Below are 22,792 nucleotides of genomic sequence, written 5' to 3'. Positions count from 1 at the left end.
GTGCAGGCGCGGTTTCAAGCCTTGGAGTTGGCCGATTTCCGGCCCTTGCGGCCGCGCCGCAGCTCGGCCACGCCGACGGTCAGGCCCATCGCCAGCGCCATGGTGGCGGCAAGCGAGCGGAAGCCGCCGAAGTCGGCCTCGGCCACCTCGAACCACACCCTGGCGAACTGCGCCAGCGGCGAGAACGCGCTGTCGGTGATGGCAACGACAGGCACGCCGTTGGCCGACAGCACCCGCGCCTCGTCGACGGTTGCCGAGGCATAGGGCGAGAAGCTGATGGCGATGACGGCGTCCCTTGGCGTGGCGAAGGAAATGATCTCCGGGCTCAACCCCGAGGCGGATTCGATCAACTGGCTGCGCACGCCGAGCTTGCCCAGCGCATAAGCGATGTAGCTGGCGACAGGATAGGAACGGCGGCGGGCCAGGATGTAGATCGTCTCGGCGCCGTTGAGCAGGTCAACGGCGCGGTCCAACGTCTCGTCGTCGATGTTGCGCGACATCACGTCGATCGACTTGCTGGCCGCCGCCAGGAAGCCGTCGACGATGCGACGATTGCTGGTGCCGTCGTCGGCATCGCCGCGCACCACGGTCAGCCGCTCCTCATAGGACGTCGTACGCTCCCTCAGCCGCTCGCGGAAAACCTGCTGCAGGCTGGTGAAGCCGTCATAGCCGAGATGCTGGGCAAAGCGGATCAAGGTCGAGGGCTGCACGCCGGCCGAACTGGCGATGCTGGCGGCGGTGCCGAAGGCGATCTCGTCGGGATTGTCGAGGGCATAGGCCGCCACCTGGGCGATGCGCTTGGGCAGGCTCTCGCGGCGATCGAGGATCAATGCCCTCAGCGCCTCGAAATCGCGCGGCAGTGCCTCCGAAATCGTGTCCGCCATGTCGTCCATTCCGCCTCCGCCTATTCCACCATAACGCTGCCGCCGCGGGCTGTCCAAATAAAATGAACTGTATGTTCCATTTTCGCCAGAATTCGACTATTCAGTCCGTTGTGAGCATGATCCCAAAGGGGGAGGGGATCATGCTCCGTCAAGATGCTGAGCGCCATTCCGGCGGGATGCGAGCTCTATAAACCGGGAGAGCGTGAAGTGACAGGCGTAGGTCTTATCGGAACCGGCTTCATGGGCAAGTGCCATGCGCTGGCGTGGAATTCGGTGCGCACGGTGTTCGGCGACGTCGACAAGGTCAGGCTCGTCCATCTCGGCGAGGCCAATGCCGACCTCGCCGCCCAGCGCGCTTCCGAACTCGGTTTCGAAAAGTCGTCGGGCGACTGGCGCGCCGTCGTCGCCGATCCGGAGGTCGACATCGTCTCGCTGACCACGCCCAACCAGTTCCATCCGGAGATGGCCATCGCCATCCTCGAAGCCGGCAAGCATCTGTGGTGCGAAAAGCCGATGGCGCCGACATTGGCAGAGGCTGAAGCCATGGCCGCGGCTGCCCGCAAATCGGGCAAGGTGGCCGTGCTCGGCTACAACTACGTCCAGAGCCCGGCCATCCGCCACATCAGGCAGCTGCTCGACGAAAAGATCATCGGTGACGTCAACCATCTCCGCGTCGAGATGGACGAGGACTTCATGGCCGATCCCGAAGCGCCGTTCTTCTGGAAACACGAGGCCAAGTCAGGCTACGGCGCGCTCGACGATTTCGCCGTCCACCCGCTGTCGCTGATATCAGCCCTGTTCGGCCGCGTCGGCCGCGTCATGTGCGACATGGCCAAGCCCTATGCAGATCGCCAGGTCGCCGGCGGCGGCCGCCGAGCGGTCGAGACCTATGACATCGCCTCCAGCCTGATCCATCTCGAAAACGGCGTCCCCGGCACGCTGCTGGTCAACCGTTCCGCCTGGGGGCGCAAGGGCCGCATCCAGGTCCAGATCTTCGGTTCCAAGGGTTCCATCGTCTTCGATCAGGAGCGCTTCAACGAAATCCAGCTTTATGTCACCTCGGACCGCCCGACCGAGCAAGGTTACCGCACCATCCTCGCCGCCCCCGTCCATGAGCCCTACGGCAAGTTCATCCCAGCCCCCGGCCATGGCCTCGGTTTCAACGACCTCAAGACCATCGAATGCCGCGAACTGCTCGCCCGCATCGCCGGTCAGCCGGCGCGTGTCATCGACTTCAACGAGGGCCTTGAGATCGAGCGCACGGTGCACGCCATGGCGCAGTCCTTTGCCGAGCAGAAGTGGGTGAAGGTAAGGTAGGCAAGTCTCTCAAGACTTGGGTTCCTCGCCCCCACACCGTGGAAGAGGTCTCACGGCAAAGCCGTGACGGAGAGGGGCCTTTTTCAGCGCACGCCACTTCGCCGAGCGGCGTTCGGCCATCCCACCTGCACGACATAAGCCGCCAGCAACATCGCGGCGTTCATCTCCAGCACTTCCTCGACGGCGGCGAGCGCGCGTGATGAGGCTGCGATGTCGATCGCCTGCGCCAGCCCGATGAAGCCGCCATGCAGAAGGAGCAGCGCATGGCCCGACAGCCATGTCGTTGTCCCCGCCATGCCTTGCCTGATGTGGCGCAAGGCGAGCAACACCAGCCCTGCTGACAGCGCGAGTATCAGCGCGACCAGAAGCCAGGCGAGGCCGTGGCTGACATCGCGCAACATGCGGTAAGCAAGGATCACGAGGTCGTGGAAACCGTCGAGTTGTCCGCCGCCATAAAGCCCCGGTGGCTGGAAGCCGAACAGGCGGGCGCCGAAGCTGGTCTCGTCGAGCAGCTCGGCAAACCCGATCAGGCCGGCAAGCACGACCGTAACCCTGGGACCACGTCGCAGCGTCGAAGCCGCGGCGCCAAACACGGCGGCAGCCAGGAAGAGCACCGTCCCCGTCTCGACGATACCGTCTTCCTTGAGCAACAGGTGACGGATACCGGGCGCAACGATCGCCGCAAGTGCCGCAGCGGTGGTGACGGCGCCGACGAGCGCCAGCGCCACCATGAGAAACCGGATCTGGTCGCTCCGCCGCGGATCCGGCGTTGCGCCGGCAAGTATCGGATGCGCAAATTCTGCCACCGGCCCCCCTGTTGTAAGACTGTCACCAAAGCGTCACGCTACGCTTCATTCCGGCGAAGCAAGGGCGGGGCCGATCACTCTTGGCGACCGTCTGTGACGAGCCGGCTTCATTTCGCGCAAGTGTCGGCCAGGTCTTGCGCCACCTTGTCGGGGTGTTGCGATGTTGCCTCGCCCCGCTCGTGCCTGATATTGCCCGGCTTGCCGTCCATGCGGCGTAAAAGGCCGGAACGTAACTGATGATCAAGCTCCCCGACCTGCCGGTGGCGGCGGTCCTGCCGCAACTTGCCGAGGCACTTGCGGCTGGCAATAGCGCCGTGCTGGTAGCACCTCCCGGCGCCGGCAAGACCACGCTGGTGCCGCTGGCGCTGCTCGCTGCGCCCTGGCGTGGTGATGGTAAGGTCGTGCTGCTCGAGCCGCGGCGGCTAGCTGCCCGCGCCGCCGCACGCCGCATGGCTTCGCTGCTCGGTGAGGAGCCGGGTGGCACAGTCGGCTACGCCATGCGCATGGAAAACAAAGTCAGCGCGAAGACGAGAATCCTCGTCGTCACCGAGGGCGTGCTCGCCCGCATGATCCTCGACGATCCCGAGCTGCCGGGTGTCGCCGCCGTCTTGTTCGACGAGTTCCACGAGCGTTCGCTCGACGGCGATTTCGGCCTCGCGCTGGCGCTCGACGTGCAGGGCGCGCTGCGACCCGATCTCCGGCTGATCGTTATGTCGGCGACGCTCGACGGCGCCCGCGTCTCGAAGCTGCTCGACGGCGCCGAGGTGATCGAAAGCCAGGGCCGCAGTTTCCCTGTCGACATCCGTTATGACGAGCGCCCGGCGGGCGTTGCCATCGAGGACGCCATGGCCAAGGCGATCCGTGACGCGCTCGCCGACGAACCGGGCAGCGTGCTTGCCTTCCTGCCTGGCCAGCGCGAGATCGAGCGCACCGCCGAGCGCCTCGATGGCCGTGTCGGCGCGGATGTCGACATCGTGCCGCTCTATGGCATGCTCGACGGCAAGGCCCAGGACGCGGCGATCAAGCCAGCGCCGGCAGGCCGCCGCAAGGTGGTGCTGGCGACCGCAATCGCCGAGACCTCGATCACCATCGACGGCGTCCGTGTCGTCATCGATTCCGGCCTGTCGCGGCTGCCGAAATACGAGCCGGCGAGCGGCCTGACCCGGCTTGAGACGGTGCGCGCCTCGCGCGCCGCCGCCGACCAGCGCGCCGGCCGTGCCGGCCGCACCAGCCCGGGTGTCGCCATGCGCCTGTGGCGCGCCGAGCAGACCGCAGCATTGCCTGCCTTCTCGCCGCCCGAGATTCTCGAGGCCGACCTCTCCGGCTTCCTGCTCGATTGCGCCGCCTTCGGCGTTGCCGACCCGACGACGCTCGCCTTTCTCGACCCGCCGCCGGCGCCTGCTTTGGCCGAGGCGAAGGCGCTTCTCGTCGAGCTCGAAGCCATCGACGCCGACGGCCGGCTGACGGCGTCCGGCCAGGCGATGCGCAAGCTGGCGCTGCCGGTCCGTCTCGCCCACATGGTCGCCGAAGCGGCGCGTCAAGGGGCGGCGCTTGAGGCGGCGCAGCTTGCCGTGCTGATGACCGAGCGCGGTCTCGGCGGCGACAGCGCAGACCTCGAACGCCGCCTGCAGCGCTTCCGCAACGAGCGCTCGCCCCGCGCCAATGCGGCGCGGCAACTGGCGGAGCGGCTGGCGCGGCAGGCAGGCGCTGCTGGGCAGCCGTCAGGTGATGCGCTCACCCCTGGCGCTCTCCTGCTGCTTGCCTGGCCCGACCGTGTCGCCAAAGCGCGCGGCGAGCGTGGGCGCTTCGTGCTGGCCAATGGCAGCGGTGCAGCCGTCGACGCCGCCGATCCGCTCGCCGGCGAGCAATATCTCGTCGTCGCCGACCTGCAGGGCAAGGCCCAGAACGCCCGCATCTCGTCCGCCGCTGCCGTCTCCGAGGTCGACATCCGCACCGTCCTTGCCGCGCATCTGGAGCGGAAGACAGAGGCCAGTTTCGATAGGGAAAAGCGTTCAGTCCGTGTCCGCGAAACCGTCCGCATCGGCGCAGTCACCTTGTCCGAACGCATGCTGCCGGCACCCAAGGGCGAGGAAGCCGACGGCGCCATTCTGCAGGCCCTGCGCACCCATGGGCTTGGGCTGCTCGACTGGGGCAAGGAGGCGGAGACGCTGCGCCAGCGTCTGACCTGGCTGCATCGCGGTCTCGGCGAGCCCTGGCCCGACATGTCCGACGAGGCGCTGCTCGATCGCCTGGAGGATTGGTTGCTGCCTTTCCTGCGCGGCGAGGCGTCCTTTGCCCGCATCGGCGCCGGCGTGCTCCACGATGCCCTGTTGTCGTTCGTCCCGCACGACCTCCAGCGCAAGATCGGAACGCTCGCGCCGACGCATTTCAGCGCTCCGTCCGGCAGCCATGTGCCGATCCGTTACGATGGCGAATGGCCGGTGCTTGCGGTGCGCGTGCAGGAGCTGTTCGGCATGGACAAGCACCCCTCGATTGCCGGTGGCACGGTGCCGCTGACGCTCGAACTGCTGTCGCCGGCGCACCGGCCGATCCAGACCACGCGCGACCTGCCCGGGTTCTGGCGCGGCTCCTGGGCCGATGTGCGCTCCGACATGCGCGGCCGCTACCCCCGGCATGTCTGGCCCGACAACCCGCTGGAGGCGCAGGCGACCGCCCGCGCCAAGCCGCGCGGTACCTGAAACATGATCCCGAACCGAAGGTCGGCGTAGCGAAAAGCGGATGCCGGTTTTCGGCCAGGATCAGGCTCAAACAACTGAGCATGATCCCGAAAAGTGGATACCGGTTTTCGGACAAGATCATGCTCGAACGACAAGCCAGGGCTTGGCGCGGGCGCGCCTTGCAGCGCATATAGCTGGCATGAACTCACTGATGCGCGCCCCCGACCTCCAGCAGAGCCACCGGCTCCGGCTCAACACGCTGATCCGCCTGCGTTGGCTCGCCATCGTCGGCCAGAGCTTTACCGTCGTCGTCGTCGCCTACTGGCTCGAATTTCCGCTGCCGGTCAGCCTGTGTTTCGCGCTCATCGCCAGCTCCGCCTGGCTCAACCTGTTCCTCGCCTTCCGCTATCCGGCGGCGCACCGGCTCAACCCCTTCGCCGCTTTCGGCATCCTCACCTTCGACAGCCTGCAACTGGCCGGGCTGCTGTTCATGACCGGCGGACTGACCAATCCCTTCTCGCTGTTGATGACGGTGCCGGTCGTCATTTCGGCGACGTCGCTGCCGCTGCGGTTGACCGCCATGCTGGCGGTCGTGGTCATCGTCATGGTCAGCCTGCTCGCCTTCTTCCACCTGCCGCTGCCCTGGTATGACGGCATCGTGCTGGCCATGCCCTTCATCTACACAGCAGGCATCTGGATCGCCGTCGTCTGCTCGATCGCCTTCACCGCCATGTATGCCTTCCGCGTCGCCGACGAGGCGCGACTGCTCGCCAATGCCCTTGCTGCCACCGAGCTGGTGCTGCAGCGCGAGCAGCATCTGTCGGCGCTCGACGGCCTCGCCGCCGCCGCCGCCCATGAGCTCGGCACGCCGCTTGCCACGATCACGCTCGTCGCCAAGGAGATGGAGCGTGCCCTCGGCAACGATCCGAAATTCGGCGAGGACGTCACGCTGCTGCGCAGCCAGAGCGAGCGCTGCCGCGAAATCCTGAAACGCCTCACCAGCCTGTCGTCGGAGGGCGAGGAGCATCTTGCCCGGCTGCCTTTGACCTCGCTGGTCGAGGAGGTCATTGCCCCGCATCGCGATTTCGGCATTTCGATCAAGCTCGACCCCGGTGATCGCATCGGTCCCGAGCCGGTCGGCCACCGCAATCCGGGCGTCATCTACGGCCTCGGCAATCTGGTCGAGAACGCCGTCGATTTCGCCCGCAGCCGCGTCACCATCCGCTGGAGCTGGGACGACGAGGACGTCAGCTTCGTTATCATGGATGACGGTCCCGGCTTCCCGCCGGAGATCATCGACCGCATCGGCGAACCCTACATGTCGACCCGCCAGGGCGCCGAGCCGGGCGGCGGCCTGGGGCTCGGGCTGTTCATCGCCAAGACGCTGCTTGAGCGCTCCGGCGCCGAGATCAGCTTCACCAATTCGAGCGGCCCGGGCGAGGGCGCTGTTGTCGAGATCTCCTGGCCGCGCGCCGCCTTCCTGAGCCGGCTGCCGGTCGGCACGACAATGTTCGACACTGCCTGAACGGGGACTGCCAAGGGTGCTCCGGACAGCCGGAAACCTTGCGGCAGCTGGTTTTGATCGTCACGGGGATGGCGCCGGCATTGGACATCGGCGCTTTGCACCTATATCTGCATGGAAAAACCATAAGAACGACTGGGATCAACGACAAAAAGGATCAAAGGCGATGACCACCCAGGACATTGCATCCGGGTTGCCAGGCGAAGACCATTCCCTGCTGCTCGTCGATGACGATAAGCCATTCCTGACCCGCCTGGCCCGCGCCATGGAAAGCCGCGGCTTTGCCGTCGACACCGCCGAAAGCGTCGAGGAAGCCGTCGCCAAGGTGCGCAGCAACCCGCCGGCCTATGCGGTGGTCGACATGCGGCTGGGTGATGGCAATGGCCTCGACGTCGTCTCGGCCATCCAGGAGCGCCGCGAAGACACCCGCACCGTCATTCTCACCGGCTACGGCAACATCGCCACCGCCGTCACCGCCGTGAAGCTCGGCGCCATCGACTATCTCTCCAAGCCGGCCGATGCCGACGACGTCTATGCCGCGCTGACCAACTCGTCGGGAGAGCGCGCAGCACCGCCGGAAAATCCGATGTCGGCGGATCGCGTCCGCTGGGAACACATCCAGCGCGTCTACGAGATGTGCGAGCGCAACGTCTCGGAAACCGCGCGCCGTCTCAACATGCACCGTCGCACGCTCCAGCGAATCCTCGCCAAGCGGGCGCCGCGGTAAGCAGATAAGGGAATAGGGGAGTAAGGGAGTAAGGAATAGTAAGGCCCGAAACCGATCTCCCTGCTCACCTATCACTCGCTTTCCCCCTCCAGCGCCGGCACCGAAACGCCGGCCAGTTCCGCCGCCAGCAGGCGGGCAGCGCCGGCACGGGCGATGCGCAGCATCAGCGCCTTGCGTGTCGCCGCCACCATACGGTGCTCGGGTGCGTCGCGCATGATTTCGGCGCCATAACCGTCGGAGAGAATGAAGCCGCACTCCTCGGGGAAGATCTCGGCCGGTACCTCGGGATGGGTGGCGAAGAAGAATCGGTCGGAATGCAACCGGTAGTCGGGCCATTTGCGGTCGACGCGAAAATCCTCGATCGACGACTTGATCTCGATGATCCAGATGTCGCCCTGGCGCGTCAGCGCCACGAGGTCGGCGCGCCTGCCCGTCGCCAGCGACAGTTCCGGCAGCACATGTGCACCCATCTGCATCAGAAGACGCTGCACGCCGCGGCGCACCAGCATGGCTCGCTCGGACTGGCGACCATCGACGAGAGGGTTGGAAGCAAGAGGCGAAATGATCGGCATGGACCGATCATCGCATCATTTGTTCACGTTTTGAACCCACTTGCTGGATTATTCCAGGCAGGCTGATGCCGCGCAGCCATACGTAGCTTCAGGTTGCATCATTGCGGCCTGTCGTTGAATCTGTTGGATTTTCCCGCGATGCGTGTTGCCGAAATGCCATAACCTGTGCCTTACGTTGGGTTCCGCGGGGCTTTGGGTGCACGCAAGGCTTGGCAAGCAAAATGCCTGACCGCTAAGAATGGTGGCAAAAATGAGGCCGAATCGGTCCGGATCCGCTCTTGCTTGGGAACCCCTAGATGCGATTGAAGTCTCTTGCCATTGTCGCCGCCCTGGCGCTGACCACCGCACTCGCCGGCTGTTCGACAGACGGCGTGTCGCGCATGTTCTCCAACGACTATGGCGGTCGCGTCGATGCCGGCTACCAGCTGCCGACGATTCCGATCAGCAAGGTCCCGCGCCAGTTCCATCGCCAGATCGTGCGCTACGAGACCGACGAGCAGCCCGGCACCATCGTTGTCGATACCGCGCAGAAGTTCCTCTACCTCGTCCAGCCCGAAGGCAAGGCCGTGCGTTATGGCATCGGCGTCGGCCGCGAGGGTTTCGAGTGGCAGGGCACGGCCCGCATTGCGGTCAAACGCGAATGGCCGGTGTGGACCCCGCCGCCGGCGATGATCAAGCGCCAGCCCGAGCTCGCCAAGTGGTCGGGCGGCATGCCCGGCGGCCCCAAGAACGCGCTCGGCGCCCGCGCCCTCTACCTGTTCAACAAGGGGGGCGACTCCGGTTACCGCCTGCACGGCACGCCGGAATGGAGCTCCATCGGCAAGGCTATGTCGTCGGGCTGCATCCGCCTGATAAACCAGGACATCATCGACCTCTACAACCGCGTCGAAGTCGGCGCCAAGGTCATCGTGAAATAACTGCGGGCCGTCCAGGCAACACGGACGACGCAAACGAAAAACCGGGCACTTTGGCCCGGTTTTTTGTTGTCTTGAGTACCGGTTGCGTCAACCGGCCGGGCTGGCTGGCCTCGATCAGGAAACCTGCTCGACCTGCTGCACTTCGGGTACGAAATGGCGAAGCAGGTTCTGGATCCCGTGCTTCAGCGTCGCCGTCGACGACGGGCAGCCAGCGCAGGCGCCCTTCATGTGCAGGAACACGGTGCCGTTCTCGTAGCCGCGGAAGGTGATGTCGCCGCCGTCCTGGGCAACAGCCGGGCGCACGCGCGTATCGAGCAGTTCCTTGATCGTCACAACGATCTCGGCGTCGGCCTGGTCGAAGAACTCGTTCTCGTCGTCATGATGGCCGCCGCCGCCGGCTGCCTGACCGGCCATGACAGGCACGCCCGACATGAAATGTTCCATGATCGAGCCGAGGATCGCCGGCTTGAGGTGCTGCCAGTCGGGGCCGTCCTTGGTAACGGTAATGAAGTCGTAGCCGAAGAACACGCCGGTGACGCCGGGGATTTCGAACAGCCGGCCGGCCAGCGGCGACGCCGCACGCGCGCTGTCGGCGTCGCGGAAATCGGCCGTGCCTTCGAGCAAAACTTCCTTGCCCGGCAGGAACTTCAGCGTCGCCGGATTGGGGGTCGCTTCGGTCTGGATGAACATGGACGTGTCTCCGTGCCCGCGCGCGCGGGATGTCTCAGTTTGGAATAGTTCTAATTAAGCTTTGCACGGCCGACATTCAAGCCGCTGGCGCGCCTCCGCGCCAATATGTTGCGCCCAGACTATTGGGCCACAAGTCCATGAGGCCAGGCAGCTATCGGGCCAGACGCTTAGGCCAGGCTGTCGATATCCTCGTCCGACAGGTTCTGCGGCACCACCGTCACCGGGATGGGGAAGGCAGCACCCTTGCCGGCGATCGAGGCGACAAGCGGGCCGGGGCCTTCCTTGCCGGCACCTGCCGCCAGGACCAGGATAGCGATATCCTGGTCGTCTTCAATCAGCTTGTGGATCTCTTCCGCCGGCCGGCCTTCACGCACGACGAGCTCCGGCTCGATGCCGAGTGTCTCGCGCACCTTCGCGGCGTGGCTGTCGAGGGCCGCGTTGGCGGCAGCGGTTGCCTCCTCGCGCATGATCTTCTCGACGCCCAGCCAGTGCTGGAAGTCATCGGGCTCAATGACGTAGAGCAAGACCAGCACGCCGCTGGTGCTTCTGGCGCGCTTGGAGGCGTAGGCCACGGCGCGCTCGCATTCCGGCGTGTCGTCGATGATCGCCAGGAATTTGCGCCGGTGGCCGGCTTCCTTGCTGAGGCGTTTGGAGACCATGTGCTACCCGTGTTGCGCCGCGTCCCAGAGCACGACCCCGAAAAGTGGAAGCCCATTTTCGGACAAGATCATGCTCAGACAAATAAGCCCCATTTCGAACTTTTCGGAATGGAACCGGCTCCAATCTGCCACCGGCGCCGGCTGCCCGCAAGCAGCCAGCGCCGATGATGCTGTCAGTCGCCGAGCAGGCCGATGATGTTGCGCACGTCCTTCATCGTCGTTTCGGCGATGGCGCGGGCGCGGTCGCCGCCGTCACGCAGCACGGCGTCGATATGGCCGGGGTCGGCCATCAGGCGGCGCATCTCGCTGGCGATCGGCGACAGCTTCTCGACAGCGAGGTCGGCAAGGGCGGGCTTGAACACCGAGAACTGCTGGCCGGCAAACTGGCTGAGCACCTCTTCCTTGGTCATGTCGGCCAGGCCGGCATAGATGCCGACCAGGTTTTCCGCCTCGGGGCGTTCCTTCAGTTCGTCGAGCTCGCTCGGCAGCGGCGCCGGGTCGGTCTTGGCCTTGCGGATCTTCTTCGAGATGGTGTCGGCATCGTCGGTCAGGTTGATGCGCGAAAGATCCGACGGGTCCGACTTCGACATCTTCTTCGAGCCGTCGCGCAGGCTCATGATACGCGCCGCCGGCCCGCCGATGATCGGCTCGGTGATCGGGAAGTAGCCGTTGACCGTCTCTTCGCCCACCTGCATCTCGACGCCGATGCCGAGATCGGCGATGCGGGTCGAGAAATCGTTGTTGAACTTCTGGGCGATGTCGCGGGTCAGCTCCAGATGCTGTTTCTGGTCCTCGCCGACGGGCACGTGGGTGGCGCGGTAGAGCAGGATGTCGGCAGCCATCAGGCTCGGATAGGCAAGCAGGCCCAGCGAGGCGTTCTCGCGGTCCTTGCCGGCCTTGTCCTTGAACTGCGTCATCCGGTTCATCCAGCCGATGCGCGCCACGCAATTGAAGATCCATGCCAGCTCGGCATGCTGCAGCACGCGCGCCTGGTTGAAGACGATGTGCTTCTTGGGATCGATGCCTGAGGCCAGGAACGCTGCGGTGATCGAACGTGTCTGGCTCTGCAGGTCGTCATGGACGAGCTGGGCGGTCAGCGAGTGCAGGTCGACGACGCAATAGATGCACTCGTTGGTGTCCTGCAGGGCGACGAATTTTCGGATGGCGCCGAGATAGTTGCCGAGATGGAGATTGCCGGTCGGCTGGACGCCGGAGAAGATGAGCGGTTTGAAGGCGGTCATGATGGATCCCGTGGCTTGTGGAGGGCCGTTTCGCGCGCGGCGAAATTCGAGTGGCGCTTATGAACGATGGCGCTCTTGCTATCAAGAGGGCGGGGCTATCAAGAGGGTCGGCGCCACCTGCGAACGAGGTTCTCGACATGCACGCCGAGTAGCTTCGCCTGGCCGGCGAGGCGCACAAGCAGCGGGTCGTCGGGCGGGGTCCATCCGTGGTGCGCAGTGCGGATCGCCTGTTCGAGCGCAACTCGCAATTCGGCGCTGTCGCGACGCTCGAACAGATCCTTGAGCTCGGCAACGCGCTCCTGTGCTGTCCAGTCGGTTCGTGCCGGCGAGGCGATATGTATCGAGGTCGCTTCCAGTCCAGATGCGAAGCGCAGGCCGGGCTGGCGCAGAAACTTCCGCCACATGAACTGGTCCGTGTAGGTCCCGGCTGGTGCCGGGCTCCAGCCGACGGGCAGGGCACGATAGGCGCTCATGCGATGGCCGCCTACGGTCAGGCCGAAAAAGGCCTTCTCGCCATCGCGCACCTTTTGCCAGCAGCCGGGCTCGGCGAAACTGCCGCCATAGACCACGAACTCGTTTCGGCCGTGCACGTTGATCTGCACCATGTGGCCGAAATCATGCCGCTTCAGCAGCTTGGCCAGGCTGGCGAGGTGGCTGCGCAGCCACAGGTCATCGTCGCCACAATAGGCGACGATCTCGCCGCGCGCCTCCTGCAGAGCCACGTGCCGGTGCGCCTCCCCGTGGCGCTGGCCTTTGGGAAAGTCGAAGTAGCGGATGCGCGGGTCGCTCCGGGCAAGGTCGCCGACGACGTCGCGTGTCTCTGCGGATGCGCCGTCGCCGACCACGAAGAGCTCGAAATCGGAAAAGCTCTGGTCCTGGATGCTGCGGATTGCGTATCCAATCAGATGCGCATGGTTGTGCGTCGGCACCAGCACGGTGGCAAAGGGCTTGTGGTTCACTCGGGCAGCCCGGCCATGCGCCTGATATCGCAGACGTGCTCGACGATCGCGGCGCCTTCGGCGGCCGAACTCATCGGCGCCGGTCCACCATTGAGGTGGCGGAGGAAGGCGGCGAGTTCCGCCTCGAGCGGCATATTGTTCTGGATCGCAACCTTGACCTCCGGCGCATTCAGATCGTTAGGGCTTCCCTGGCGCAGGATCAGATGGTCATCGAAGCTGCCGTTCAGCGTCACCGTGCCATTGGTACAGGACAGGATCACCGACCGCCGGTTGACCGGGTGGTGCGCCGAGGTCTCGATCACCACGCGCGGCCCGCCGTCGCGGCCGAGCACGGCGACGAGACCGCTGGACGCCGGTCCAAGTCCGTCCGCGAACGCCGTTGCTACAGGTGGGACCTCGCCAAGGACATGCAGGCATATCGACAAGTCATGCGGCAGCAGGTTCCAGATCGGGTCGACCTCGTTGTGGGTCATCGACCAGCCGAGCCGGTACAGCCTGAGTCCCAGGACGTCGCCGATCTCGCCGCTTTTCGCAAATCGGGCGATGCGTTCGATTCCGGCGTGATAGCGCCATTTGTCCATGACGAAGAGGCGGTCGGCAGCCTTCTCAGCCAGCAATCGGGCCGTCGCCCGGTCCGAGGTCAGCGGCTTTTCGACAAACAGCGGAATGTTGCGCGGCAGGAGGCTGAGCAGCACCGCGCCATGGCTGTCACTCGGCGTGGCAACAACGGCGCCCTCGACCTCGGGCAGTTCATCCAGCGTCGGGACAATGTGGTCTGCACCGTTGGCTACGGCATTGGCGCGCGATCTTTCGCCAGGTGCCACGCATGTGACCTTGGCACCCAGCGCTTTCAGGTCGCGCAGGATCAGCTTGCCCCAACCGCCGCAGCCGATCAGACCGAGATGCGGGGCCTCACGCACGGCCGGCGCTCATTTGCGCGCGCACAGCCAGGTACTGTTGAGTCATCTCGGCGGCGGAACCCGCAGTCGTATCACGTGGCGACAGGGCAGGATCGCGGATGTCCCAGTCAAGGCCGAGCGCCGGATCGTCCCAGCGGCAGCCGATTTCGTCCACAGTGTTCCAGTAGTGCGAAACCGAATAGCAAAGGCTGGAAACTTCAGGAAAATGGAAGCCATGGGCGACGCCGGGCGGGACTAGTGCTGCCTGCATTTTCGAACCCTTGAGCGTCACCGTCGTTGCCATGCCATGAGTCGGCGATTCCGGGCGAATGTCCGAGAGCGCGAGCACCAGCGTGCCTTCTAGGCAGACGAGATAGTCGGAGTGGATCACGTGTACATGTATGCCGCGCAGAACGTTGGCCTGGCTACGTACGAAATTCCACTGCACGGGCTCGATGCCGGCATCCCATTCCTGGCGGAAGATTTCCGTCAGGTTCCCGCGATCGTCGTCATGGGTCTTCAGGTCGCGAACAACGCATCCCAGCGGAAGTTTGATCATCGCTATGCTTCCCCACTGCCCCTGGCGCAGCTCTTGCCATGTCGCGCGTCGTGACTCCCAGCGTCTGTATCTGTCCGGTCGATGCAGAAAGCAATGCTCAATCGGCCCGTCGGCTTACGTAGGCACGGCCATCACTCAGATTCGGCCGGCGTTGGCGCAGGCTTGGCGCGATTGCGTTTGATGTTGCGCCAGATCATGCCGGCATCCGCGCCGCCGATGCCGAAGGCGACGCTGAAATAGATGATCATCGCAGCAGCCACCAGCACGCCAAGCGCCGCTGCCTGGGTATAGACGGGGGCCGCCGACCCCAGCCATTGATCGGCCTCGCCCGTGGCGAACCACAGTCCGCCGGCCATGATCGCGGAGGCGACGACAAGGCGCGGTATCCGTTTCATCAGTACTGCGTCGCGATCCCACTGGCCGCGCCAGACCAGCGTGCCGAGCAGCATCGCCGCGTTGACCCAGCCGGCGATTGCCGATGCCGCAGCAATGCCGGGCGCACCCCAGGACGGAAACAAGGTCAGCGCGACCGAAATGTTCACCGCCACCGAAATGGCGGCGAAATACATCGGCGTGCGTGTGTCCTCGCGTGCGAAGAAGCCGGGCGTGAACGCCTTGATCAACACGAATGCCGGCAGGCCGAGGCCGAAGATGGCGAGGATCGATGCTACCACCGGCGTGCTATTCGAGGCGGCGAAGGCGCCGCGCTCATAGAGCACACGCACGATCGGCTCCGACATGACCAGCAGGGCCGCGGCAGCGGGGAGCGTCAGGAACAGCGTGAACTCGACCGAGCGGTTCTGCAGGTTGGCTGCCTCGACCTTGTTGCCTGCCTTCAGCGCCCGCGACAGCTCCGGCAACAGCACGATGGCAACGGCGACGCCGACGACGCCGAGCGGCAACTGGTAGACGCGGTCGGCAAGGTTCAGCGACGACACGGCACTATCCTGGCCCGAGGCGATGGCCGTCCCGATCAGCGTGTTGATCTGGGTGATGCCGCCAGTGATCGCCGCCGGCAGCGCCAGCCACAGCAGGCGCTTGACGTTGGGCGTCAGCCTGGGCCGGCGGAAGCCGATCGATATGCCGGCATGGCGCACCGCGATCCAGACAATGATCAGCTGCACCAGACCGGCGGCCAGAACGCCCCAAGCCAGCGCGTAGCCGACGGTCAGCCCGTCATGGCCGCGATACCAGGCATTGGCCAGGACGCCGACGAGGATGATGTTGAGAAACACCGGCGCGATCGCCGCGGCGAAATAGCGGCGCAGCGAGTTCAGCATGCCGCTCATCATCGCCGCCAGCGACATGCAGATCAGATAGGGGAACATGATGGTGGCGAGCGCCACCGTAAGGTCGTACTTCTCGGGATTGTCGGCGAAGCCGGGAGCCACGACGAAACGCACGATCAGCGGCATCGCCAGTTCCATGGCGATGGTCAGTACCAAAAGCGCCGAAAACAATACGCCGAACACTTCCTCCGAAAAGCGCTTGGCGCCCTCCGTGCCGTTGGCCTCGATCTCCTTGGCAAACAGCGGCACGAAGGCGGCGTTGAAAGCGCCCTCGGCAAACAGCCGGCGGAAGGTGTTGGGGAACTGGAATGCGGCATAGAAGGCGTCGGCCACCGGCCCAGTGCCGAGGGCCGCCGCCATCAGCATCTCGCGCGCAAAGCCCAGCACCCGGCTCATCAGCGTGCCCGAGGCAACGGTCGCGAATTTCTTGATCAGTGACATGGGGCGCGACGATGCCTTGCGGATTTGGGCGGGATCATGGCTGGCGTCATTCGGCCGCCGCCGCCTTGGCCTTGGTCCGCTCGGCGCTTGCGCCCTCAAGGGTGGCGATCAGGCGGGTACGGATATTCTCGAGCCGTGTCGGGTTGTCGATCTTCTGGCCGGTCAGGTCGGTGACGTAGAAGGTGTCGATCACCTTCTCGCCGAAGGTGGTGATGTGTGCCGAGGCGATGTCGAGCGACAGGTCGGACAGCGCGCCCGTGATCTCCGACAGGAAGCCGGGGCGGTCGAGGCCTTCGACCTCGATCACCGAGAAACGGTTCGACAGCGCATTGCGGATTTCCGCACGCGGCTGGATGCGGAAGGTCTTCTGGCCGCGCTTCGGCTTGGCCCGCTTCGCGATCATCTCCGGCAGCCAGGCCCGGCCCGACAGCACGTCCTCGATCAGCTGGCCGACACGTTCGGCGCGCCGACGCTCGTCCTCGTCGCGGTCGAATTCGCGTGAAATCAGGATGATGTCCAGCGCCCGCCCATCGGCGGTGGTGAAGATCTGCGCGTCGACGATGTTGCCGCCGGCAGCCGCACAGGCGCCCGCGATCACCGACAGCAGGCGCGGATGATCCTGCGCCAGGATGGTGATCTCGGTGACGGCCTCGAATTCGTGGGTCCGCACCATTGTCGACAACTGCTTGCCGGCCGCATCGGCGCCGCGGATGAACTCGGCATGACGCTTCTGGTCTTCCAGGTCGACGGTCAGCAGGTAGTTGTCATAATGCAGCTTGACGTATTTCCGCCGCGCCGCCTCCGGCCAGTCGGAAAGTGCCGCGGCCAAAGTCTCGCGTGCGGCCGCCGTGCGCTCTGCCCGCGACAGCTCGGAAAAGCCACCGGTCAGGAGGAGCTCGGTCTCGTAATACAGCGTGCGCAGCAACTGGCCCTTCCAGCCGTTCCACACGCCCGGGCCGACGCCGCGGATGTCACAGACGGTCAGGATCAAGAGCAGCTTCAGCCGCTCGACCGACTGCACGACGTCGGCGAAATCGTCGATGGTCTTGCGGTCGTTGAGGTCGCGCGTCTGCGCCGTCATCGACATCACCAGGTGGTTCTCGACCAGCCAGGCGACGGTCTCCGTGTCGGTCGGCGACAGTCCCATATGCGGGCAGATGCGGCGGGCGATCTTGCCGCCGGCCTCCGAATGGTCCTCCGGCCGGCCCTTGGCGATGTCGTGCAGCAGCACCGCGACATAGAGCACCTCGCGCTGCTTCTTCAGGCCGCCGATCAGCGAATGGCTGAGCGGATGGATCTTGGCGCCGTCGCCATGCTCGATCTCGGAGAGCACGCCGATGCAGCGCAAGAGGTGCTCGTCGACGGTGTAGTGGTGATACATCGAGAACTGCATCATCGCGACGATCTTGCCGAAGTCGGGGATCAGCCGGCCGAGCAGTCCGGCCTCGTTCATGCGCCGCATGTTGAGCTCGGGGCTGCGGTCCGAGGTCAGGATGTCGAGGAAATAGCGGTTGGCTTCCTCGTTGCGGCGCAGGCCCTTGTCGACGAGACCGAGCGAGCGGGTCAGAAGCTTGAGCGCATTGGGATGCAGCTCCAGCCCGTGCCGGTCTGCGAACCAGAAGAAGCGCAGCATGTTGACCGGGTCGCGCGAAAACACCTTGTCGTCGGCGACGTTGATGCGCTGGTTGTCGATGATGAAGTCGCTGGTGCCGGCGAGCTTGCGCCGTCGCCTGGAAAAGCCCTGCAGCAGCCCGTGGAAGCCCGGCGCGTCTTTGGCCTGTTCCTCTTCCAGGGCGGCGCAGAAGATGCGAGTCAGGTCGCCTACTTCCTTGGCCACCAGGAAGTAGTCCTTCATGAAGCGTTCGACCGCCGAAAGCCCGGGCTGGGTGGTGTAGCCGAGGCGCTGGGCGATCTCCCGCTGGATGTCGAAATGCAGCCTTTCCTCCGGCTTGCCGGTCAGGAAATGCATGTGGCAACGCACCGCCCAGAGAAAATCCTCGGCCTCGACGAACTGGCCGTATTCGCCCTCGGTGAACACGCCCTTGTTGATCAGCTCGGCGCCGGTGCGCACGCGGTAGTAATATTTGGCGATCCAGAACAGCGTGTGCAGGTCGCGCAAGCCGCCCTTGCCGTCCTTGATGTTGGGTTCGACCAGATAGCGGCTCTCGCCCGCCTTGGCGTGGCGGCCATCACGCTCGGCGAGCTTTGCCTGCACGTATTCAGGGCCGGTGCCTTTCACCAGCTCCTTGTCGAAGCGGTCGATCAGTTCGTCGCAGAGCTTCTGCTCGCCCCAGATGAAGCGCGCTTCCAGGATCGCCGTGCGGATGGTGATGTCGCTGCGCGACAGGCGGATGCATTCATCGATGTTGCGGGTGGCGTGGCCGACCTTCAGCCCCATGTCCCACAGCATGTAGAGCATATATTCGACGATCTGCTCGCCCCACGGCGTCTGCTTGTAGGGCAGCAGGAACAACAGGTCGATGTCGGAGCCGGGCGCCAGCGTGCCGCGGCCATAGCCGCCAACGGCGACGACAGCCATGCGCTCCGCCGAGGACGGGTTCTTGGCGCGGTAGACGTGGGTGACGGCGAAATCGTAGAGGACGCGGATGATCTCGTCCATCAGGTGCGAGATCCGCACGGCACAGAGTGTGCCGCCGCCATCGTCCATCAGCATGTTCTCGGCGATCTTCTTGCCGGCGGCGATGTGGTCCTTGAACAGCTGCAGCGCCTTGGCGCGCACGGCCGGGTCGGTACCGTCGCCGTCGCTGGTCTGCGCCGTCAGTTCGCGGCGCAGCGCGTCCGCGTCGATCAGCTCTTCGAGTTTGAGCGGAACTTTGTTCATCTGCCTCGGCTGGCCTCGCCCTTGTGGCGGCGTCTATAGCGTGATTTTCCAGCCATGTGTATGGCCGACGTCGGGGCCCCGTTCAACCGGCGGCCGCGCGCTGCTTGGCTGTGGCCCGCCCCAGCGCGGCGCGCAGAATTGTTGCCCAGCGCCCGGCGATCGCCGTCTCGTCCAGGAACGCTCGCGAATACGCCGTCAGCGGGCTTTGCGCGAAGAACGCTTCATAGAGCGCCGGGTCGCGATCGGCCCTCACCGTCCGCCGCGCCACCGAAATCAGTGTCAGCGGCACGGCCAGCTTGCGCATCAGGGGCGACCGTGCCAGCGGCTGCCAGCCGAAGGCAAGCCCGTCGCAGATGCGCTTTTCATGCGCATGCCAGTTGATGAAGCAGCGCTCGTCGAAATCCTCTGCGACCCGCGGGTTGCCCCAGTAGATCGGCACGCTGCCGGCGAGCATAGCGTCGACGAGCTTCTCGGTCGTGTAGCCGGCAGCGCTGCTGTTTTCGAAGGCGATGGTGAAGCGCCTGTCCCTGAGGAACGCCAGCTTGTCGTCGCGCGAGTTGCCGATCGGCGCGCAGTTGCGCTGCACCCGGCCAGGTGCGTCGACCCGGCGGTAGAGCGACAGGGCCCGGAACAGCCAGCGGCGCAGCTTGGCGCGCTTGTTGCCATAGATGAAGGCGCAGAAATGTGGCCTGTTGGCGCGCTGTTCGGGTGTCTCGGGCGGCAGTCCCGCCAGGCAGTGCAGGATCGAATCGCCGCCGCTGCTCCAGACGTAAAGCGGGTAGCGCATGTAGCGCTCGTTGCCGATATCGTCTTCGTAGTCGAAGGCCAGCGCCCACTCGCAATGGTCCATCAGCGGCGTTGCGTTTTCGCCCGTCAGGAAGACGCGCTCATAGTCGCCGGCGGGCACGTCGGGCATGCGGGTGCGGCCGACATTCTGATTCTTGGGCGCGAACGGTCCGATCAGCACGAGGTCGGCCTGATCGAGCTCGTCGCAATGTTCGATCGCCACGCCGCAGGCCTGCGCCCACGGCGCGACATAGCTCTCGACGGCGCGGCGCGGCGACATGTCCTGCCAGAAATGGCAGCAATGGACCTTCACCACGGCTTGGCCGGAAAGGGACGTCGCGCTGGTTACGGCTCTATCGGTCATGCTGCATCTGTACTCGCGTAAGGTCGCCCCGGCATCGCGCAGCCCGGCCGACGTTCCATCCCGTGGAAGCCTTGACCTTCCAGCAGGTGGAACATCTACCTTACTGGCCCATGCCGCTGCATATACTGGATTTCTTGAGATGAAACATACTGAAGATCACGCCGGACACACCCACCATGGCCACGGTCACGGCGCGGCGCCCGAAACGGTGGTTCGCGACGCCGTCTGCGGCATGACCGTCGATCCCGCTGCCGGCAAGCCGTCGTGCGAACATGGCGGCCGCCTGTTCCATTTCTGCAGCGCCTCGTGTCGTGGCAAGTTCCTGGCGGCGCCCGACAAATATGTGAGCGCCAAGGACCCGGTCTGCGGCATGGACGTCGCCCGCGACTCGGCCAGACACTTTCTCAAGCACGAAGGTTCCGGTTATTACTTCTGCTCGTCCTCCTGCGCGGGCAAGTTCACAGTCGAGCCGGCAAAATACACCTCCGGCAGGCCGGCCGCGGCACCCGCGCCCAAGGGCTCGCAATATACCTGCCCGATGCATCCCGAGATCGTCAGCGACAAGCCCGGCTCCTGCCCGATCTGCGGCATGGCGCTCGAACCGATGATGCCCTCCGCCGACGACGGGCCCAATCCCGAGCTTGTCGACTTCACCAGGCGCTTCTGGGTCAGCGCTGTCCTGTCCATCCCGCTTTTGGTCATCACCATGGGGCCGATGGTCGGCCTGCCGACGCGCGACTGGATCGGCGAACCGCTCGCGTCCTGGCTCGAGCTCATCCTGGCAACGCCCGTCGTGCTTTGGGCAGCACTTCCCTTCTTCCACCGCGGCCTGGATTCGTTCCGCAACCGCAGCCCCAACATGTGGACGCTGATCTCGCTCGGCGTTGGTGCTGCCTATCTCTATTCGGTCGTCGCCACCTTGTTCCCCGATCTGTTCCCGCACCAGTTCCGCGGCCATGGCGGTTCGGTGCCGGTCTATTTCGAGGCGGCCAGCGTCATCGTCGCGCTCGTCTTCCTTGGCCAGGTGCTGGAGCTCAGGGCGCGCGAGCGCACCGGTTCGGCCATCCGCGCGCTTCTCGACCTGGCGCCCAAGACGGCGCGTCGCATCGCCGCCGACGGCTCGGAAACCGAGGTCCCACTTGAGGAGGTCGTCAGCGGCGACCGCCTGCGCATCCGCCCCGGTGACGCCGTTCCGGTCGACGGCATCGTGCTCGAGGGCCGCTCGTCGGTCGACGAATCGATGATCACGGGCGAGCCGGTTCCGGTCGAAAAGGTCGAGGGCGAGCGCGTCACCGGCGGCACGCTCAACAAGAACGGCTCGCTGATCATGCGCGCCGACAAGGTCGGTGCCGACACGGTGCTGTCGCAGATCGTCGACATGGTCGCCAAGGCTCAGCGCAGCCGCGCGCCGATCCAGGGGCTCGCCGACCGCGTCTCGTTCTATTTCGTCCCTGCGGTGGTGGTCATCGCGATCATCGCCTTCATCGTCTGGGCGCTGATCGGGCCCGAGCCGAGCATGGTCTTCGCCATCGTCTCGGCGGTGTCGGTGCTGATCATCGCCTGCCCCTGCGCGCTCGGCCTCGCCACGCCGATGTCGGTCATGACCGCCACCGGCCGCGGCGCCCAGGCCGGCGTGCTGATCAAGGATGCCGAGGCGCTGGAGCGTTTCGCCAAGGTCGATACGCTGATCGTCGACAAGACAGGCACGCTGACCGAGGGGCGGCCGCAGTTGACCGACGTGGTCGCCGCCGACGGCATCTCGGGCGATGAGTTGCTGTCGCTCGCCGCCGGGCTCGAAAAGGGATCGGAGCACCCACTTGCGGAGGCCATCGTCGACGGTGCATCCAAGCGTGGTGTCACCGTGCCAGACGCGCAGGACTTCGAATCGATCACCGGCAAGGGCGTTTCGGGCACTGTCTCCGGCCGCAAGGTGGCGCTCGGCAATGCCGCCATGATGGCCGATCTCGGCCTTGAATTCGCTGGCCTCGCTTCCCGCGCCGACACCCTGCGTGCCGAGGGCAAGACGGCGATGTTCGTTGCCATCGACGGCCGGCCGGCCGGCATCGTCGCTGTCGCCGACCCGGTCAAGGCATCGGCTGCCGCCGCCATCCGCCAGCTTCACGACCTCGGCCTCAGGATCATCATGGCCACCGGCGACAACGCCCGCACGGCAAAAGCCGTCGCCGAAAAGCTCGGCATCGACGAGGTTCGTGCCGACATGCTGCCGGAGAGCAAGAAGGCGCTGGTCGACGAGTTGCGCGCCAAGGGGCAGGGTGTGGCCATGGCCGGCGACGGCGTCAACGACGCGCCCGCACTTGCTGCCGCCGATGTCGGCATCGCCATGGGCACCGGCGCCGACGTCGCCATGGAGAGTGCCGGCATCACCCTGGTCAAGGGCGACCTCGGCGGCATCGTCCGGGCGCGCAAGCTCGCCCGGGGCACCATCCGCAACATCAAGGAAAACCTGTTCTTCGCCTTCATCTACAACGTGCTGGGTGTTCCCGTCGCCGCAGGCGTCCTATTTCCGGTCCTCGGCACGCTTCTGTCGCCGATGATTGCCGCCGCCGCGATGAGCCTGTCGTCGGTGTCGGTCATTGCCAACGCGCTGCGGCTGAGGGCGATCAAACTCTGAGATGCGGC

At 65.4% G+C, this 22,792-nt stretch carries 18 protein-coding genes; 6 read left to right on the top strand and 12 right to left on the bottom strand.

What is annotated here, in order from left to right; all coding sequences use genetic code 11:
- Window positions 1-14 precede the first annotated feature (14 nt).
- Complete coding sequence (locus tag N7E70_RS02550) at window positions 15-893, bottom strand: MurR/RpiR family transcriptional regulator (protein ID WP_192319456.1); 879 nt, start codon at window positions 891-893, stop codon at window positions 15-17.
- A 144-nt stretch (window positions 894-1,037) separates the two neighbouring features.
- On the opposite strand from N7E70_RS02550, the gene N7E70_RS02545 reads away from it, so the two are divergent.
- Window positions 1,038-2,201, top strand: a complete 1,164-nt coding sequence (locus N7E70_RS02545) for a Gfo/Idh/MocA family protein (protein ID WP_442866489.1) — start codon at window positions 1,038-1,040, stop codon at window positions 2,199-2,201.
- Between the two features lie 83 nt (window positions 2,202-2,284).
- On the opposite strand, the gene N7E70_RS02540 is transcribed toward N7E70_RS02545, so the two are convergent.
- Window positions 2,285-3,007: a hypothetical protein gene (locus tag N7E70_RS02540; protein ID WP_263005453.1), complete on the bottom strand. Its 723-nt coding sequence runs from the start codon at window positions 3,005-3,007 to the stop codon at window positions 2,285-2,287.
- Between the two features lie 236 nt (window positions 3,008-3,243).
- Here N7E70_RS02540 and hrpB point away from each other — a divergent pair, with 236 nt between their 5' ends.
- From hrpB to N7E70_RS02525, 3 genes are all read left to right on the top strand, one after another.
- Window positions 3,244-5,706 carry an ATP-dependent helicase HrpB gene (gene hrpB, locus N7E70_RS02535; RefSeq protein WP_263005452.1) on the top strand — a complete coding sequence of 821 codons (2,463 nt, stop codon included), beginning with the start codon at window positions 3,244-3,246 and terminating at the stop codon, window positions 5,704-5,706.
- Window positions 5,707-5,884: 178 nt separating this feature from the next.
- The gene (locus N7E70_RS02530; RefSeq protein WP_067955412.1) at window positions 5,885-7,210 is read left to right on the top strand and encodes an ActS/PrrB/RegB family redox-sensitive histidine kinase; all 1,326 of its coding nucleotides are present in this window, start codon (window positions 5,885-5,887) and stop codon (window positions 7,208-7,210) included.
- A gap of 163 nt (window positions 7,211-7,373) precedes the next feature.
- Window positions 7,374-7,934, top strand: a complete 561-nt coding sequence (locus N7E70_RS02525) for an ActR/PrrA/RegA family redox response regulator transcription factor (protein WP_067955409.1) — start codon at window positions 7,374-7,376, stop codon at window positions 7,932-7,934.
- A 71-nt stretch (window positions 7,935-8,005) separates the two neighbouring features.
- Here the strand turns inward: N7E70_RS02525 and N7E70_RS02520 are convergent, their stop codons facing one another.
- Window positions 8,006-8,506, bottom strand: a complete 501-nt coding sequence (locus tag N7E70_RS02520) for an MmcB family DNA repair protein (RefSeq protein ID WP_067955407.1) — start codon at window positions 8,504-8,506, stop codon at window positions 8,006-8,008.
- A gap of 296 nt (window positions 8,507-8,802) precedes the next feature.
- On the opposite strand from N7E70_RS02520, the gene N7E70_RS02515 reads away from it, so the two are divergent.
- Window positions 8,803-9,423 carry a L,D-transpeptidase gene (locus N7E70_RS02515; RefSeq protein WP_192319444.1) on the top strand — a complete coding sequence of 207 codons (621 nt, stop codon included), beginning with the start codon at window positions 8,803-8,805 and terminating at the stop codon, window positions 9,421-9,423.
- A 114-nt stretch (window positions 9,424-9,537) separates the two neighbouring features.
- Here the strand turns inward: N7E70_RS02515 and N7E70_RS02510 are convergent, their stop codons facing one another.
- The 9 genes from N7E70_RS02510 to N7E70_RS02470 form a co-directional block, all read right to left on the bottom strand.
- Window positions 9,538-10,113, bottom strand: coding sequence for a NifU family protein (locus N7E70_RS02510; protein ID WP_067955404.1), 576 nt, complete (start codon window positions 10,111-10,113; stop codon window positions 9,538-9,540).
- A gap of 167 nt (window positions 10,114-10,280) precedes the next feature.
- Window positions 10,281-10,772, bottom strand: a complete 492-nt coding sequence (locus N7E70_RS02505; RefSeq protein ID WP_192319442.1) for a universal stress protein — start codon at window positions 10,770-10,772, stop codon at window positions 10,281-10,283.
- A gap of 173 nt (window positions 10,773-10,945) precedes the next feature.
- The gene (gene trpS, locus N7E70_RS02500; RefSeq protein ID WP_263005451.1) at window positions 10,946-12,013 is read right to left on the bottom strand and encodes a tryptophan--tRNA ligase; all 1,068 of its coding nucleotides are present in this window, start codon (window positions 12,011-12,013) and stop codon (window positions 10,946-10,948) included.
- Between the two features lie 98 nt (window positions 12,014-12,111).
- Window positions 12,112-12,972, bottom strand: a complete 861-nt coding sequence (locus tag N7E70_RS02495) for a glycosyltransferase family 2 protein (protein ID WP_263005450.1) — start codon at window positions 12,970-12,972, stop codon at window positions 12,112-12,114.
- A complete protein-coding gene (locus N7E70_RS02490; protein WP_263005449.1) occupies window positions 12,969-13,892 on the bottom strand; it encodes a Gfo/Idh/MocA family protein in 924 nt (307 codons plus the stop codon). The genes N7E70_RS02495 and N7E70_RS02490 overlap by 4 nt, the downstream gene beginning before the upstream one ends.
- Complete coding sequence (locus N7E70_RS02485) at window positions 13,885-14,430, bottom strand: dTDP-4-dehydrorhamnose 3,5-epimerase family protein (protein WP_263005448.1); 546 nt, start codon at window positions 14,428-14,430, stop codon at window positions 13,885-13,887. The genes N7E70_RS02490 and N7E70_RS02485 overlap by 8 nt, the downstream gene beginning before the upstream one ends.
- A gap of 131 nt (window positions 14,431-14,561) precedes the next feature.
- Window positions 14,562-16,160, bottom strand: a complete 1,599-nt coding sequence (murJ, locus tag N7E70_RS02480) for a murein biosynthesis integral membrane protein MurJ (protein ID WP_263005447.1) — start codon at window positions 16,158-16,160, stop codon at window positions 14,562-14,564.
- Between the two features lie 46 nt (window positions 16,161-16,206).
- Entirely contained in the window at window positions 16,207-19,002 is a 2,796-nt protein-coding gene (locus N7E70_RS02475; RefSeq protein ID WP_067955388.1) for a [protein-PII] uridylyltransferase, read from the bottom strand.
- An 82-nt stretch (window positions 19,003-19,084) separates the two neighbouring features.
- Complete coding sequence (locus N7E70_RS02470; RefSeq protein ID WP_263005446.1) at window positions 19,085-20,152, bottom strand: glycosyltransferase family 10 domain-containing protein; 1,068 nt, start codon at window positions 20,150-20,152, stop codon at window positions 19,085-19,087.
- 139 nt (window positions 20,153-20,291) lie between these two features.
- On the opposite strand from N7E70_RS02470, the gene N7E70_RS02465 reads away from it, so the two are divergent.
- Entirely contained in the window at window positions 20,292-22,784 is a 2,493-nt protein-coding gene (locus N7E70_RS02465) for a heavy metal translocating P-type ATPase (protein ID WP_263005445.1), read from the top strand.
- The last annotated feature ends 8 nt before the right edge of the window (window positions 22,785-22,792 follow it).

Origin of the sequence: Aminobacter sp. NyZ550 (assembly GCF_025628925.2) — a bacterium.
GTDB classification, from domain to species: Bacteria; Pseudomonadota; Alphaproteobacteria; order Rhizobiales; family Rhizobiaceae; genus Aminobacter; species Aminobacter ciceronei.
Note: the sequence above shows the minus strand (reverse complement) of the source record. Positions and strands in the feature narration are given on the sequence as shown.

Coding starts and splice junctions, on each gene's coding strand:
- N7E70_RS02550 (WP_192319456.1), bottom strand. CDS start 893: ATGGACGACATGGCGGACACGATTTCGGAGGCACTGCCGCGCGATTTC.
- N7E70_RS02545 (WP_442866489.1), top strand. CDS start 1,038: ATGCTGAGCGCCATTCCGGCGGGATGCGAGCTCTATAAACCGGGAGAG.
- hrpB (WP_263005452.1), top strand. CDS start 3,244: ATGATCAAGCTCCCCGACCTGCCGGTGGCGGCGGTCCTGCCGCAACTT.
- N7E70_RS02530 (WP_067955412.1), top strand. CDS start 5,885: ATGAACTCACTGATGCGCGCCCCCGACCTCCAGCAGAGCCACCGGCTC.
- N7E70_RS02525 (WP_067955409.1), top strand. CDS start 7,374: ATGACCACCCAGGACATTGCATCCGGGTTGCCAGGCGAAGACCATTCC.
- N7E70_RS02520 (WP_067955407.1), bottom strand. CDS start 8,506: ATGCCGATCATTTCGCCTCTTGCTTCCAACCCTCTCGTCGATGGTCGC.
- N7E70_RS02515 (WP_192319444.1), top strand. CDS start 8,803: ATGCGATTGAAGTCTCTTGCCATTGTCGCCGCCCTGGCGCTGACCACC.
- N7E70_RS02510 (WP_067955404.1), bottom strand. CDS start 10,113: ATGTTCATCCAGACCGAAGCGACCCCCAATCCGGCGACGCTGAAGTTC.
- N7E70_RS02505 (WP_192319442.1), bottom strand. CDS start 10,772: ATGGTCTCCAAACGCCTCAGCAAGGAAGCCGGCCACCGGCGCAAATTC.
- trpS (WP_263005451.1), bottom strand. CDS start 12,013: ATGACCGCCTTCAAACCGCTCATCTTCTCCGGCGTCCAGCCGACCGGC.
- N7E70_RS02485 (WP_263005448.1), bottom strand. CDS start 14,430: ATGATCAAACTTCCGCTGGGATGCGTTGTTCGCGACCTGAAGACCCAT.
- murJ (WP_263005447.1), bottom strand. CDS start 16,160: ATGTCACTGATCAAGAAATTCGCGACCGTTGCCTCGGGCACGCTGATG.
- N7E70_RS02475 (WP_067955388.1), bottom strand. CDS start 19,002: ATGAACAAAGTTCCGCTCAAACTCGAAGAGCTGATCGACGCGGACGCG.
- N7E70_RS02470 (WP_263005446.1), bottom strand. CDS start 20,152: ATGACCGATAGAGCCGTAACCAGCGCGACGTCCCTTTCCGGCCAAGCC.
- N7E70_RS02465 (WP_263005445.1), top strand. CDS start 20,292: ATGAAACATACTGAAGATCACGCCGGACACACCCACCATGGCCACGGT.